The following is a 16,470-nucleotide window of genomic DNA, read 5'->3' as shown; positions in this document are numbered from 1 at the left end:
TATATGGCTTATGCTAGACATCAAAGTTTCTATATAAGAGATAAGTGGTTCAGTAAAGGATTAAGGGCAGTAAAACAGAATAATAGGTTTTTCTTCAATGAATATGCATTTGAGACAGTTGGGCTTGGGAAAAATATGCTTGAAGCTTTAAAATATTGGTTGTTTGCTTTTGATGTTGTTGAGGAACGAACAATAGAGGGACAACGGATACATGTATTAACGGAATTAGGAGAAATTCTATTTAATAGTGATCGCCTTTTGCAAAAAAATGAATCGTTGGCTATTCTTCACTATCACTTGGTAAAGAATAAAAATGATCAATCAACAGTATTTGATTGGTACTTTAATAGCTATCGAGAAACTTCTGTTAGCAGACCTGATTTACTTAGTTCCTTTGTAACATGGGTTAGCCAAAATGAGGCTAAGGATATATCAGGAAATTCTTTGAAACGAGATATAGACTGTTTAGTTCAATTCTATACCAAATCGCCTGATGATAATGATCCCGAGGATACTATGTTTTCCCCATTTTCAAAACTAAAGTTGATGAGAAGTGAACGTTCAGGGGAGAGCTTTGATACAATCAAAAAAATAATCCCTGAGCTTAATTCAATTGGGATAGCATCACTTTATTACATCCTTCTTGATCTTGACTCTATCCCTGGGGATCGGCTTATTAGTGTCGATGAGATTGTGAATGGTGATAACCTATGGGGGAAAATATTTAATCTGTCTCGGAATAAGGTGGTTGAAGCGCTAAATATTCTTACTAATCACGAAAAGTATCCGATTGAGTACGTAAGAACAAATAATTTGGACTATATAAGAGTACCGTTGATTACGTCGATTGAGTTTATTAAGAGTGAGCTTTTGAAAGGATGAGCTACTAGATATGGCTTTTAAGTCCAGTATTAACATAAAATTCGATTTGGGGAACGCTGATTTAATAACACGTTATATTCCCACACCTTCCCATGCGGAGGCAATGAAAGGGATAATTAATGGTTTTACTGCTGATGCCAATCGAGCACACATTATTGTTGGTCCATATGGCACAGGTAAATCACTGTTAGCGAATGTAATTGGAAGTATAGTATCAAAAATGGCTAGCCCTTATGATATCGAAACATTAGTAGGGAAGTTTGAACAAGTTGATGATCAAATAGCTTCAAAAATCAAAAGTGTTAGTGAATTATCAAAAACCTATTTACCGATTTTATTGAGCGGTAATGAAGGAAGATTTAGACATTCTATTTTATCCGGAATAATAAAAAAACTTAAAGAAAAAGGAATTGACGTCGTATTACCTGGGTTATCCACTAAAATCATAAAATCTGTTGAGGTGTGGGAACAGCAATTTCCTGATACTTATCGTAAGTTTTGTCTTCAGTTGAAGAAAGATGGGAGAAATCCTGACGATTGGATTGAAGAGATAAAAAAGCAAAATGAAGTTGAGATTAAATATTTTTCGGCTATCTATCCATTTCTTAGTGCTGGTGCTCACTTTGATATTGACTACGATTATAGCTTTCTTTCACAAATGGAGTACTTAACAGCCATTCTTCAAGATAATAACCTGGGAGTATTTGTGGTTTACGATGAATTCGCAAGATTTTTACAAGGCTTGAATACGACTAGATTTAATGAAGCGATGCAAGATATTCAAGATCTTGCTGAACTAGCCAATAGAACGAGTTCGATTCACTTATTGCTTATTACTCATAAAAGTTTGCGTTACTATTTCAGCTCTTCTAATGAGGACGCAGCAAAGGAATTTCAGCGCATAGAGAAAAGGTTTAGTCAATATTTAGTGAAAAGTGACCAAGTAACTTTTCTAAGGATTGCTGAAATCATATTAACAGAGAACCTTAATCAAAAGCCTATTATAAGCACTAATGTGTTCAATAGTACACGGGAAATGTTGAGGAAATACCCGCTCTTTCCTAGTATTAATCAAACGGAGCGAGATGAACTTGTGGTTAGAGGGATGTTTCCTCTTCATCCCGTAACAATCTTTCTGTTGCCAAATCTGACTAGAGTATTTGGACAGAATGAAAGAACATTGTTTACTTTTCTAGAAAGCCAAGAAACTGGTGGCTTACTAAATCATATTAATAAAACTAATGACTATTATTTAGTACATCAGTTATTCGATTTTTTCTTTCCTGATTCGTATGATATCGGTAATGAAGACTTTTCTGAACATATTCTTCTCTATAGAAAAGCAGTGGCTCGTCTTCCTGAGGGGTTCTTAAATAAAAAATCGGCAATGAATTTAGTGAAAATCATAACCCTTTGGAATCTATGTGCAGTGCAAAGCGAACAGAAATTAAACACCGAATTTTTAAAATTTGCTACGCGAATTAATGAGGAAGAATTATTAGAAATTTTACAAATATTAAGCACACATAAAGTTATTCGATTTAATCGCGTGAATGATTATTGGGAATTATTTGCAGGTAATTCAGTTGATTTGCAAGAAAAGCTAGATCGCGAGAAGCAATTGTTAAAAATAGACCCAGCTAGAGAAATTGAGGTATTACACAATAACCTAATAAACAAATTTTACCTGCCGGAACGCTACAACGATGATAAGGGAATGACTCGCTTCTCAGCAGTGAAAATTGTATACGGACTAGACATAATAGAGGGCAAGTTGAATCAAAGGGCTAACGGTTACGATTTAACAATATACTATGTTTTAGCGAATGACCAAGAAATGTATCTCTCGTTAGATTTAATCTTACGAGATTTAAGCAAAAGATCGGATAGGGAGTTATTCTTCTTACATCCTAAACCGGTATCAGTGATTTTACCTGAAGTATATAATTATAGTGGATTGGATCTATTAAGAAAAAACAAGGATTTGCTCTCTGAAGATAAAGGTGTTAAGGAAGAACTAGAAATACTCCTTAATGAAACTAAATTTAGAATATCCTCATATTTGTCAGAAATATCTTCTTTTAACGAAGAAAAGGATTGGTATATTGGTGGAACAAAAGTACCGATTGATTCTGAGTTTGATTTAGCAGAGATACTGTCGGATAAGTGCTATGAGTTGTATAATTGTACTCCTGTGATTTTGAATGACTCATTTAATAGGAACTTGATCTCGGGGGTGCAGAGGAATGCAGCAATACAGATAATTGATAAAATGATTGAGGATCCACGTAATCAGGATTTTGGTATTAAGGGAAATGGACCTGACTATGCTTTATTTGCGGCTATATTTAAAAACAATGATAGGCTTGATGAGAACGTCAATAGCTTAGATTACTCAAACATAAAAAATGAATCCTTTCTTGCACTTAGAACAAAATTGATTGAAGAATTAGAGAATAATCCTACAGGAGATTTTAAAGATATAGTCGAGCTATTTTTAGCTCCACCTTTTGGGATTAGAAAACCATTGATCCCTATTCTTCTAGTAGCATTACTTAGGGATCGTTGGAATGAGTTTATGTTGTATCGGAATGATATGTTTGTTCCAGGTGTTAATGGTACTAAGTTGTATGAAATTATAATGGAAATAGGCGCAAATAACTACCAGTACGCTTATGAACACATAAATGATAATTATATTGAATTCTTTAACACAATAGAGAGATACTTTGTTGATTTTATAGAAACGCGATTAAATAACCAGTCTAGACTCATATTCATTTGTGGTACTCTACTGAAATGGCTAAGGTCACTTCCTAGGATAGCGCAAACTTCAGTAAATGTGGACGAAGAATTTAGAAGTTTCAGGGATCTTATTAAAAGGTCTGAGGTAGATCCTCAACAATCAGTTACACAGCTAATGAACCGATACTACCACAACAGAGAGCAGTTATTAGCAATTAAAAAATATGCGGAGAATTTCACTGCATTGCTAAAAAAAGAGCTCGCTAGTAAGACATTGCAAGTTGTGGGTGTCAGTAGCTTTAATGACTTAAAAAAATGGATTGAGACCCAGAAAGCTGAAGGATCTTACTCGATTAATAAGCTGCCAGAGAGAATCGACACTTCTCTTTCCTGTGAGAACGAAGAAACATGGATAGAACGATTTCCTGAAGAGTATGTTGGGGTTAAAGTGGAGGATTGGTCTGATACCACACATGATTTATTTTTTACACAGCTAAAACATGATTTAAAGGAATTGATATTAACAGATAGTGAGATAAAACAAAATAATTTAAATGTAGTCTCTTTTCAACTTAACAATAGTAGAAAACTAATAAATAAGGTTGATTTATCTGTTAAATCTACAACGATCTATTCGAATCTAGAAAGAATTGTGAATAGTGCTGGTAAAAATGTACCTCGTCAAGAACTTGAATATCTTATCTATCAACTGTTTGAAAATTATGTAGTAAAATCGGAGTGATAATATGGACATCCAAGAAAAAAAGGTTGTACATGTAGCTATGTTCAGTGGCGGAGCTGGGAGTGCATATGTTGCTAATCATATGGTAAAAACATATGGCAAAGAAAATTGTATTTTGTTTTTCACTAACACCTTATGGGAAGATGAAGACAACTACCGTTTTATGGAAGAAGTGGCTAGACATGTGGAGTTAGAAATAACAGAAAGACTCGATGGAAGAACTCCAGAGGAAGTTTTCTATGACGAGCGATTTCTTGGCAATTCGCGGTTGGCTAAGTGCTCTGAAGAGCTTAAAGTAAGACAAACCATTCTCTTTTTGGATGACGAGTTAAGGAATCAAAAGAACTTAGAGCCAATACTCTATTTTGGAATCGGTCCACATGAGAAACAACGTGCAGTTAATTTAAAAGAGTTTTACGAGCATCGTCCGATAGAGCCTATTGAAACACGCTTTCCGCTAATCGAATTATTCAGAGAGGATCTTGACGCCAAAGGAATCATTCGGGATGAATGGGGAATTGAGTTGCCTCGAATGTACAATATTGCAGAACAATTAGCGGAGAAAGAAAATAACGAAAATGCCAAGTTGGCTCTGAAATATGGTATTAAAGGTTTTTCTCATGCGAATTGTGCTGGTAGATGTGTACGGGGCGGTTTCCAACACTATGCCCTTTTATATTCGATTTGGCCAGAAAGATATCGGGAGCAAGAAGAGATGGAGGAACGTTTTAGAGCAGATTTTAAGAAGGATGTATCGATTCTTAAAAAAGATGGTAGTTCCTATACCATGAAAGAATTTCGCGAAGTCATGGAAAGAGAGGGGTTTGAGAAGTTTTTGTTTAAAGCAGATGCGGATATTCCTTGTGTTTGCTCTTTTTCATAATGTTGTAGAAGAGCCTCCTGTCAAAGGGAGGCTTTTCGTGTTTTATTCAAAACTAATATTTTGTCTATTTTTATAAAAAAATTGCATAATTATGTTGTTGTTGGGGAGGAAAACAATGTAATTTTGTCGAAAAGAATTATAAGACTATGTAACTAAATAAGGTGGTAGTACATAATGACTATTAGTCAATCGGAATGGATCGCTTTTCTTCGTCAATACGGACCAATTCCTCGCAACGATAATATGTATGATGAAGCGATTCACAGGATTATTAAGCGGAAGAATATCGATCCGATTATTGTAGAATCCGTTTACTTAGAGGAACTTATTCAAAATTATAAGTTGCCTAATCCGAAGTCGGTGATATTAACAGGAACTGCAGGAGATGGAAAAACATTTAACTGCAGAGAAGTCTGGCTAGCATTAAATGGTTCTCTAAAAGTTTGGCAGAATGATGATAAAGTGAAACAGTTATCTCTTCCTAATTCTAAAATATTATATGTTATAAAAGATCTGAGTGAGTTACAGGATAAGGAAAGAGATTTTTTGAAACAGTTTGTTCACTCAGTACTTAATCCGAACGATAGCAATGTATTCTTAATAGCAGCAAACGATGGACAATTGATTGAAGCTTGGAAGCATCTAGATAATAATCCTCAAATAGAATTAGTTAAACAGTGTGTAGAGGACTTGTTAGTTGCTGAGATCCAAGAAAAAAACGGATTTAACCTAAAATTATATAATTTAAGCCAAATAAGCGCAGCAAAACTCTTTGTTCAAATTGTAGACGTCGTACTGAACCATTCAGGGTGGAATAATTGTAATGATTGTTCTTTGAGGGGAAATAATCAGACAGGACCGATATGTCCTATAATGGAAAATCGGAAAAGACTCGAAGGCGAGATGGATAAACAATTACTACTATCACGTGTAACTGATCTTCTAGAATTATGCGAGTTAAATGGTGTACACCTTCCTATAAGACAGTTACTTCTCTTAACTTCAAATATGCTTCTAGGTCATCCTGAGGCTAAGGATCGTCTCATGACGTGTTCTGATGCTATGAAAATAGTTGGAGATAATAAATCATCACTTGCAAGTATTTATCGAAATATATTCGGTGAGAATCTCACTGAAAGACGCCGCGAATCTACTGATGTATTTACTGCATTAGGAAAATTCGGGATAGGTTACGAGACAAGCAATACAATTGATAATATTTTGATTTTTGGTGAAGATGATCCTGAGCTACGTCCGTATTACGAGGAGCTTGTGTTAAGCGATAAATACTATGGTGCGGATCAGAGTTACCGTGCAAAGCAAAGGGAATATTTAGAGGGAGTAGTGGATAGTAGTGAGACATTTCTAGAATCACTTCGATCACAAAGGCAAAGATTATTCTTTGTAATTCCTAGAGAAAGAGAAAATACACTCAAACTTTGGCATCTTACAACCTTCCAATACGCTGGGGAGTTTTTGTCTCATGTTTACAGAGTAGCTAGGGAAGGTAAAGTTTCTACACAAATAACATCGAGGATTTCCCAGGGGTTAAATAGAATTTTTACAGGTCTACTAGCAAAAAATAATGATGAATTGATTTTAGCTACGTCTGGAAGTCATTCTCAAGCAAAAGTGAGTAGGATTTTTGAAGAGTATATTTCCGTACCGAAAAAACGCGGAGAAAGCATGCAGATTCGAATGAATGCAAATGGTAAGCTCGTAATAGAAGTGAAATTATCATCTTCTGTTGCTGCAGTTGAACTACCACTTCATTTGGTTCGCTATGAGTTTCTTTCTCGGGTTGCAGAGGGTGCACTACCGGGGAGCTTTTCCAGAGAATGTTATGAGGATATCCTAGGTTTTAAAAGTAAGCTTCTAAAAAGACTAGAGGAACGCCGTACAATAGATGAAGAAGATTCGGATAATGACAGTGATTTATCCTTTAGAATTATTCGACTAAATCCAGATGGTCTAATTGACGATAGAATCGTGGAGGTTAACTACGATGAATAATGAAAGACTTCCGCGCCCCACTAAAATCCCATCGGATATGTGGGTTGATGAGGCGATTTGGGGCCACCGATTATATAATGAACAAACACCGTGGCTTTGCTTTATGGAGTTTTTAAACGTTCTTCAAGCTGAACTTGATGCAGGAAGGGCATTTTTTGAAGAGATACCAAACAACCTAGTTTACTTACCTAAATCAAGACTATATCTGCGTAACATTCTTTTCAATAATCCTCAACTTCCAGTAATTGCACGTACTTATAGTAATGATGACAAAGAAGCATGGTCAAAGTGGCAAGAAGCAATTAATAAGGGTCAATCAGGAATCGATAATGCTGATTTTGCATACTTGGAAAAGCGATTTCCTAAGTTTGAACACTTCGTTTCAGTAGTTCAATTCTTGAGAGAAACGACTATTGAAGGGGAAAATAATAAGCGGTGGAGTTCCCAGTTTATATTCCCATATGGTCCTAATTGTTTGTATGAAGATCTAAATGTAAAAGAAAATAAATCCCCCACAAATGACCGGAGATTTTTTGGTAGGACAGGTGAACTTTTGTATTTAATGTTGGCTAGGAGTGGGAAGGGACCTGAACTACTTGAATATTTAGAAGAAAGTGTTTTGAACAAGAGGAATAAATTTAACCGATTAGTTGCTTCTTTAGAACCTAAAGATTCTATAAACTCCTCTACCGCTAGACCAGGGGGGTACTTGCCATATTTGGAACTACCTGAATACGAAGAACTTGCAAGAGATTGGTTAAGTTTATTGGATAGTAATATTCCGAAATACGACGCACTTCCTCACTTGGTTAATATAATGGGACTACATATGATTATCTACAGTTTGAATAGGGCTAAGGATGTTTTGGAAGATGAAACGAAATTAACATTTGTGTTAGAAATTATATCACCTAAGAAAACAATTGTTAGGGAGCTGTCTTCTGATTCATTCACAGAACATAATAATATGTCGCGAAGAGCGGTCGAAACTTATATTAGGCACGTTGAACAAACTGAAGAATGGGAGAAGGTAACAGATCTTTCGGAAGCAATAAAAGTTCTTCAAACTAGATATGAATGGCCTCAAGAAAATGAGATTGATTCTGCTAATTCGCCAGAGGATTTGATTAACAAGTTTATATCAGCGGCAATCAATAGACATAAGCAACACGTCGATAAATTTCACGGTGTCTGGGGAAAAGAAATAGGACTCACTTCGAGAAGAGGCGCGCGAAGATTACGTTATGCTCCCCAAGATATGTTTTTAAAATCTTTGGTGCTCTGTGTTGTTCCAAAGAGAATGGAATTCCAAGACTTCTTAGATAAATTGTACGAAAAATATGGTTTTATTATTGGCGATAAGCAGGCTTTTAAATTGACAGAGGCTGGGAGAGCAGATTTAGAAGCTTTCTCAGACAATGCAAGACGACTTGAGCAACGATTGGCAAGTATGGGGTTACTACGCAGACTATCTGATGCATGCGCATATGTAGAAAATCCCTTTGGGATTCAGGAGGAATAACCATGAACCAACTAGAGTTGATTGGAAAGGTAGCGACCGAATTTCTTCGGCGGGAATTACAAAATAGCCAATCTGAAGAGGGAATTGCGCGTTTCTTATTGGATCGCCTTACCGGAGAGCAGGTCACTTCTATATGCAAAACAATAAGCCAAGATACGCTATTAGTTTCGACTATGGCCATAAAGGTCCCGCGAAAATTAGTTGAAGCGGTCGATTTGCCATCTGAAATGGTTACTGACGAGAAGACAACATTTTGGAGAAATGCTTCATGTGATAAGCCCGCTATCTTATTAGCGAATACGAACGATGATCAAGGGCAATCATTAAGAGATATAACAAGGGTTGGGGCAGGAGATTTAAAAAGTCACCCTGATATATGGGTACAAGTAGCGAGTCGCGATCTCCCTCTAACTGATGAGCAAAAAAGGCACTGGCAGCAAGCGTTGAAAGGTTTGCAAGAGGCAAATGAGTGCAGTCTTGAGGAATTTAGTGAATTTACCGTAAAAGTGCGTGAAATAATTGCTGAGAATGGTATTCCTGTTGTGAGGGCGATTGGCTGGGCGCTACCTGCACTTCGCATTCCACGTGATTCTTATTATTTTGACGCAATCCCAGAGAGTGCTTTAGGTCATGCTAATAGATGGAAGAAACTTTTTACAGATGCATATAACAAAAGAGCTTGTTATCTATACAAGCAACATCCAAATCGTCAAGTCATCGAGAACAGTGAGATCCAGGCATCTTACGAAAAGGTGAAAAGTCAAATTGATCCGTCTGTTCAACCAATTATGGAATTGTTCATTGAATCGAATGTGAGCTGGTCCGTCGCCGCGGAAAATCTGTCAGAGCTAGAGTGGGAGATGGATAAAGTCAACCTACTATTTTTCGAATTGAAGCCAATGAAAGTGAATTTGGCAGAAAAAACTCGGCAATTGTACGATGATGAGTTTCCAGATACATTAACGGATGCTGAAATTCTTTATCTAGATAATCTAAACGAGCTTTTTAAAAAGAAAAAAGCGAAGGAAGCTACAGAGGAAGATAAAGATTTTTACGATAAGCACCGTCATAACTTAGACACAGAAAAAGTACTAAAGGCGGAATGGGATCGATTTGTTTATGGAAAGGCGATTGAATGTTCAGATTTTTTAGTTGGTTTATTAGAGGGAATTGAGCGCCTCTTCGCTCAATGCGATAACTTTATTGGGGAGAAGACTTTAAAAATTCGTACTCAGAAGACCGTTAGTAAAAAGTCTTGGCTGGATCTAAATGCAGATGTAAGTATGGCATTCTGCAATGCTTACAGAGGGCTTGAAAAGTTGACTAACTGGCAAGTGAATTGGGAAACGTATTATTTGTTTAAGTACGATGAATTATTATTAGAGGCTAAACAGAAGAAAGGCTATAAAAGGAATACCTCAACAGCAAGAGCCGCTATTCAAATCGTATTCTACATAGAGCTTAGCTACCTTGACTTACAGGGATCTAAACAAAAAAATGAAGTGAAATTGGTATGGCAAGGAAACCCTCAAGAGATTGGCCTCGAGCTTCACGAGGATTTAAAGAGACTTGCCGATCATCCCTTCTCTTATTCTAGTGTATCCCTAAATCCAGTTAGCAAAAAAGGCAAGCTACAGGGGTTATCTTTAAGTGATGTAGGTACAATTCAAGCAGTGTTCGGACAGGATAGGGGTTCGCTGGTTGGTGTATATGCAAAAACAACTGATTTGCAAAAAACAATTCTAAATAACCTGAAGAAGTTGTTCGAGGAAACAAGACTCACAAACAGCAATTATGAAGCTCTTAAAGAATCGTGGAATCAATTTTCAGTAAAGTATAAACAGTCTATAAATGATTGGCTAATTGATGGTATTTGTTCTGATTCAATGATTGAACAAAGTGAGATGTACGATAACTTCTTACGCTCCTTACAAGAGCATGCCTTGGGCGATATGAATCGAATTCATGTTATGCAGCCTGTTATGGATATCGGGAATATAAGGGTGGATGGGGATAAAAATAAACCAATGACAATTGTAGCCCCATGGCACCCAATGCGAATGGCGGCAAAGGCGGTTAAGGCAAGGCAAGTCATTGGTTTGTTAAATTATGTATTAACATCAGACCAAGTCGACTTTGGTGATCAACGTTTGTTCTTTACGGATCTCAAAGAAGAAATATTGAGCCCCTATTATCCAGAAGTTTCCTTAGGTTATAAGGGGTATGAACCGGTGCTTCTTTCAATTACAGATACTAAGAATGATTACACCTTAATGGAAAGCCCAGTACGAACTGAAGAAGAAATGCAGACGAATGAAGACCCAAAAGAAGCAAGTAACAAACTTCTTAACCTAGTTGAACGCTACTTGGATCTTCAACCACATGAAAGGACGAATTTAAGTTTAGTCTTGTACAACTCTGATTCCACTAGGCTTCCGGAGACAATTGTAAATTCCCTGGCCGCAATGCATGAGGTTGAAGATGAAGTTCGCTGTCAGGTGATATTGAGGCATCGTGATACAAATAAGTTAAACGAGTTATATATGAAAATGATAGAGAGTACGGATAGTGACGCCGACTCCTTTGTTGCGAGCGAGGTGACTCGTGATTTTATGGCACGTCTCCGTGTAGAAGTAATGGCACATGAGGCTACAACGTTAGACTCAAAAGAGGGGAAGTTAGCTGATATCGTATTTTTGCAAGATGTTATCTCGCGGCAAGCAAATCTTGAATGGGATGAAGTGAAAGTGAGACAGATGCCGGAGTTACTTAATCACTATCCTCCGAGGTGGGCAAAAAGAAGATCTACGGCGAAAGATGAACTTAAATCTACGGTATACTTGGCAAGTCCAAGTCAACCTTCAGTTGGATGGTCTTACTTATCATCAATATATTCAGTTGTTAAGGGAAAGGATGTTAGCCCAGGGACATTCTTTTTACCAGCAAGGCAAATTTCGTTCCAGAATGACAAGGTGAAGGAAATCTTCGATGAAGCTCACAAACTCGGCGAATGGGTAGTCAATTATGATCAATTATTAGAACGAAGACAGCTTAGGAATCTTGGGGTGAAGGTTATAAAGTACCAGCACAATAAATCCCATGGCTCAAACATTGTTGTATCTTCAAAATCTAAATTGAACCTATTAAATGTACTTGTGAAAAGAAGATTAAATGCTTTAGGCCTAGGGTTAAATGAAGAGGAATTAGTGCAGCTCACGGAGCGATTTATTGAGGATGCCAATACAATATCAGGTGACATCGTACTACGTGCTGCAAAACGAGGTGTGTTTGCAGGTGAATTAATTGGTGTCGTATTAAGTAAGACGCTCCTTCACCCCGAAATAGGAGCTGAACAGGCTGTAGGTTGGTTTTTTCTTGATGATTATGCAAGTTGGCTTGGACAAAAAGAAGAGCAAATTGCAGATATATTGGCGCTTGTACCTAAACTGGTTAATGATAAGCCAATTCTTCAAGTGTTTATTTCTGAAGCAAAGTATGTCGATGCCAAGGGAGTCTCCGAAGCAAGAAAAAACTCTTCAAAGCAGTTGCGGGATACCGTCAACAGAATGGATAACGCACTATTTGGCAATCCGGGGCGACTTGACCGTGACTTATGGCTTTCCAGATTAAGTGACCTGCTAAATGAAGGTATTGAATTAGCTCCGAATTCTACCTTTACTGTTGAAGAGTTGCGTGAGGTTATTCGAGCAGGGGAAATTCCTATCGAAATCAAGGGTTATTCCCATGTATTTGTATCTACCTTACCTGATACAGTTTTAGATAGTGAAAGAAACCCCATTGTAAATGCTAAAAACTCCTATCAAGAAGTTTTTACTAGAGATCTTGTAAGAGAATTAGTATTGGCTTATCATCGCGGGACCTCGATCATTGAAGTCAGGGAGCAGCTTGACGAAAGTAAGCCTTGGGAATTATTTGATCCTAAATTACCAGCTCCTAGAATCAATTTTGTTGCTGCTAGTAATAATAAGGCTGTCACTGGAGAAAAAAAAGTCTTTGAAACTTCAGATGACAAACAAATGCAGATTAACTTTGAGAAAGATGAAGCTGCAGGAGATACAGGAGAAAGCTATTCCTTAAGCAAGAAAGAAAAAACAGTATCGTTAGAGCCAGACGTAAATAGACCCATTGTAGAAATGGGCGGTGAAGTTCCTTGGGCGAATGCTGGGTTGCAAAAATGGATATTACAGAATGCTCAAAGCATGGAAGAAACCAATGAGGATCAATCCTGGGTTAGTGAGACAGTGAATAAACTTAGAATGGCTTTAATTAGTTATAACTTGCAGGCGAAAGTAAATGGACATCGACTTACACCTAATGCTGTTGTTATAAGATTGAAGGGCTCGGATCAATTAAAAGTTGACGATATAGAAAAACGGAGATCGATCCTTCTTACTACACATGCTCTTAATGTAATAAATATTATGGCTTACCCAGGAGAGATTGTTGTGTCTTTAGCTCGTCCTCAAAGGCAAAGCATATCTTTAGCAGATGTTTGGAAGGTAAGAAAGGTTCAAACCAATACATCAGGGTTGAATATGAGTTTTGTTATTGGGGTTAAGGAAATTGATGGGGAGCTACTTTACTTAAATTTGGGGGGAGAGTTTGAAGGTGGAGCTCAGCATGCTCCACACACACTCATTGCGGGGGCAACCGGAAGTGGTAAATCGGTTTTGTTACAAAATTTAATTCTTGATATTTGCGTAACAAATAGTAAAGATCTAGCACATATTTACTTAATTGATCCTAAATACGGCGTTGATTATATGCATCTTGCAGAACTTCCACATCTTGTTGAAGGAATTATCGACGATCAGAATAAAGCTACACAGATACTTGAAGATCTTGTAGATGAAATGAATGATAGATACCAGAAATTTAAGGAGATTAAAGTAAATAACCTTAAAGATTATAATGCTAAGGTCTCGTATAATCAAAGGTTGCCACTGATATTCTTGATTCACGACGAGTTTGCTGAATGGATGCTTGTTGATGAATATAAGAATGCGGTTTCCTCTATTGTTCAACGTTTAGGGGTGAAGGCGCGCGCTGCAGGGATACACTTAATTTTTGCTGCTCAACGTCCCGATGCTAATGTTTTGCCAGTTCAGTTAAGGGATAATTTAGGAAATCGGTTAATTCTGAGAGTTGAGAGTGTAGGGACTTCTGAAATTTCCCTTGGGGAAAAAGGTGCGGAGAAATTGCTTGGACAAGGGCATTTAGTAGCAAGATTGCAGGGAGAGGCTGGATTAATCTACGGCCAGGTTCCATTTATTTCAAGTGACAGTGTGATACAAATTGCTGAAGAACTAGGAGTGAAACTTTTATGACAAACGAGATATTTGATTTAGAATGGGATCCTTACAGAACATTGTTTGGTTTAGGGAGAATTGGTTACACTCCCCCTGCTGCAATAGGGGATATATTAGATAACTCAGTTAGGGCAAGGTCTAATAATATTCAAATTATAATTAATAAAATTAATCCAGCCAGCCGGGACGCTAGAAAAAACAATGTTAAAGAATATGTCATCATCGACGATGGAAGAGGGATGTCAGAGAAAGAGATTTTGGATGCACTTAAGTTAGGGTCGCCGGATACGAATTATGATTCGAATTCCTTATCTAAATTTGGATTGGGATTAAAATCGGCAGCCTTCTCACAAGGGAACACTTTGGAAGTGATTTCATCAAATGGAGACAAAGATTTCAAGAAATTTATTGTTTCATTAAGCGAGATAAAAGCAAGTGGGAAGTACTTTTCATTAAAAGTCGATCCTAGTGATGAAGATATCAATTTAATACAGAATTACTTGAGTAACAACCATGGGACAATAGTAAGAATCAGTGATATTAGACTTGAAAATCACCCGAGTGTTAAAGCAACTCTTGATGAATTGGAATATAAATTAGGTGTTATATATTATTACTTTATTAAAGAAAATGGTTTGAAAATATCTATTTTGAATGGGGATTTCGTTACTAAGATAGAACCTTATGATGTGTTATTTACTCAGGAGGCAAATGATGCAGTAAATGGTGGGAATTTGGATGAAGATATTTGGGATGGTTTAAATGTCAAGTGGATTAAGAAACCAAAAGAGGCAATATTGTTAGACCCTGATTATGGGGTCCATGGAACAATTGAGGTTACTCAATTACCTTACCCACCCGCCTTCAAACCTGAGGACTCAAAGATTAGGCAGAAGTATAAAATCGAGGCCAATAATTATGGTTTTTATGTCTATAGAAATAAAAGATTGATTTCTTGGGCGGAACGGTTTGGGATAATTCCACTTGATCAGGATTATTACTCTTTTAGAGGAAGGATAATTATTGACGATTCTGCAGATAATGCATTCAATATTGATGTGAAAAAGTCGTCTATAATTTTATCTGATGAAGCTCAAAAAACGATTAGTGATTTAAGCGACGATTATAAACGGAAAAGTAAAAAGGCCTGGAAACACGCTAATGAGCTACTGAAACAAAAAGAAGGATTAGAACCAAGTGAAACATCTAACCAGCTTGTACTAGATTATGAGGTTCCCGACTTATCAACTGAGCCAATTTTAAATGAAGAAGAAGAGAGATCTGAGCAAATAAAAAGACAAGAACTTGGTAATGATATGAAAAAGAAAATGAAACAAATAGCTGCTGAGGAGAAAAGTGAGAATGAGGGTCGAGAGGTGAGTGAGGAGGAATTATCTGACGAGGATATAAATACAACACTAAAAGGCACAAATAACCCAAAAGTTGAGAAAATATTTAGGGTGAACTCAGTTGACGATAATTTGTTGTGGGAGCCTTATTTTGACGCGGAACAAGGTCATTGTGTACGGATAAACAAGAAACATCGTTTTTCAAAAGTAGTTTTCGAGGATAATAGTATGAATACAGATTTACAAGTAATATATGACTTGCTTCTTTACAATTTTGCCTTGGCCGAAGTTAAGGCTAGGACATCTAATGTCTTTGAGGGATTAGATACAGAAGGCACAATATTAGAATATAGAAGGATTGTTTCAGAATACTTGGCATCTTTTGTTAGAACAAAAGAAAATAAACTTCCACCATTAAATAAGGATAGCATGCTTTAGTGCAAGAATAAAACCATGATTATTACTGAGATTTCCAACATATTCAACGGTCATGAAAGAGCATATATTTATATAATATTATCAAAATCCTATAGAGCTGTTTATGTAGGGGAAACAAATGATAGACGGGGTACTATTGGTAGGTTTAGAGCGCATATAGGCTCGTATGGTACTTTTAGAAAGAGATTTGAGGAACGTATTAATGAAGATTTAGAGAATATTGATGATCTAACATTGTTATCCTACTTGCTTCCTTCAGAACAGCTTTATACAAGTGTTGCTTCAACTTATAGACAGTCAGTGGAATACCTTGTTCAAATAAAACTTCTTGAGAGACGAGCTAGCTTAGATAAAGCCTTTAAAGTCATATCGGAAGTTAGAACCTTCAGTACTACTTCGGAAAAGAAGGTTGATAAGTTAGCCGAAGCTATAGCGTTAGATTTCATAAACTATTACAAAGCATAAACAAGAAGACGAACTTTTTTTCCTTTGCAACAAAATATCGAAAGAAAGGAACAATCTGATAAGATTAGAGAAGAAGATCCAAACACCTTAGTATTTTGCCA

Annotated in this window: 8 protein-coding genes; all 8 read left to right on the top strand. The window is 36.8% G+C overall.

Going from position 1 to position 16,470, the window contains the following annotated elements; translation table 11 throughout:
- Window positions 1-3 precede the first annotated feature (3 nt).
- Window positions 4-882 (top strand): DUF4007 family protein, encoded by an 879-nt coding sequence (locus MHH78_RS32755; protein WP_341170172.1) that lies wholly within the window; start codon window positions 4-6, stop codon window positions 880-882.
- Between the two features lie 10 nt (window positions 883-892).
- Window positions 893-4,369: a hypothetical protein gene (locus MHH78_RS32750; RefSeq protein WP_341170171.1), complete on the top strand. Its 3,477-nt coding sequence runs from the start codon at window positions 893-895 to the stop codon at window positions 4,367-4,369.
- 4 nt (window positions 4,370-4,373) lie between these two features.
- Window positions 4,374-5,252, top strand: a complete 879-nt coding sequence (locus MHH78_RS32745; RefSeq protein ID WP_076158650.1) for a hypothetical protein — start codon at window positions 4,374-4,376, stop codon at window positions 5,250-5,252.
- 174 nt (window positions 5,253-5,426) lie between these two features.
- Window positions 5,427-7,265: a hypothetical protein gene (locus MHH78_RS32740; RefSeq protein ID WP_341170170.1), complete on the top strand. Its 1,839-nt coding sequence runs from the start codon at window positions 5,427-5,429 to the stop codon at window positions 7,263-7,265.
- Complete coding sequence (locus tag MHH78_RS32735; RefSeq protein WP_341170169.1) at window positions 7,258-8,787, top strand: hypothetical protein; 1,530 nt, start codon at window positions 7,258-7,260, stop codon at window positions 8,785-8,787. The genes MHH78_RS32740 and MHH78_RS32735 overlap by 8 nt, the downstream gene beginning before the upstream one ends.
- Window positions 8,788-8,789: 2 nt before the next feature.
- Complete coding sequence (locus MHH78_RS32730; protein WP_341170168.1) at window positions 8,790-14,135, top strand: FtsK/SpoIIIE domain-containing protein; 5,346 nt, start codon at window positions 8,790-8,792, stop codon at window positions 14,133-14,135.
- On the top strand, window positions 14,132-15,904 hold the full coding sequence (locus MHH78_RS32725; protein ID WP_341170167.1) for an ATP-binding protein: 1,773 nt from the start codon (window positions 14,132-14,134) through the stop codon (window positions 15,902-15,904). The genes MHH78_RS32730 and MHH78_RS32725 overlap by 4 nt, the downstream gene beginning before the upstream one ends.
- Window positions 15,905-15,919: 15 nt before the next feature.
- Window positions 15,920-16,369 carry a hypothetical protein gene (locus MHH78_RS32720; RefSeq protein WP_341170166.1) on the top strand — a complete coding sequence of 150 codons (450 nt, stop codon included), beginning with the start codon at window positions 15,920-15,922 and terminating at the stop codon, window positions 16,367-16,369.
- The last annotated feature ends 101 nt before the right edge of the window (window positions 16,370-16,470 follow it).

The sequence above is a fragment of the Paenibacillus sp. FSL H3-0333 genome (genome assembly GCF_038002805.1).
GTDB classification, from domain to species: Bacteria; Bacillota; Bacilli; order Paenibacillales; family Paenibacillaceae; genus Paenibacillus_AQ; species Paenibacillus_AQ silagei.
Note: the sequence above shows the minus strand (reverse complement) of the source record. Positions and strands in the feature narration are given on the sequence as shown.

Coding starts and splice junctions, on each gene's coding strand:
- MHH78_RS32755 (WP_341170172.1), top strand. CDS start 4: ATGGCTTATGCTAGACATCAAAGTTTCTATATAAGAGATAAGTGGTTC.
- MHH78_RS32750 (WP_341170171.1), top strand. CDS start 893: ATGGCTTTTAAGTCCAGTATTAACATAAAATTCGATTTGGGGAACGCT.
- MHH78_RS32745 (WP_076158650.1), top strand. CDS start 4,374: ATGGACATCCAAGAAAAAAAGGTTGTACATGTAGCTATGTTCAGTGGC.
- MHH78_RS32740 (WP_341170170.1), top strand. CDS start 5,427: ATGACTATTAGTCAATCGGAATGGATCGCTTTTCTTCGTCAATACGGA.
- MHH78_RS32735 (WP_341170169.1), top strand. CDS start 7,258: ATGAATAATGAAAGACTTCCGCGCCCCACTAAAATCCCATCGGATATG.
- MHH78_RS32730 (WP_341170168.1), top strand. CDS start 8,790: ATGAACCAACTAGAGTTGATTGGAAAGGTAGCGACCGAATTTCTTCGG.
- MHH78_RS32725 (WP_341170167.1), top strand. CDS start 14,132: ATGACAAACGAGATATTTGATTTAGAATGGGATCCTTACAGAACATTG.
- MHH78_RS32720 (WP_341170166.1), top strand. CDS start 15,920: ATGATTATTACTGAGATTTCCAACATATTCAACGGTCATGAAAGAGCA.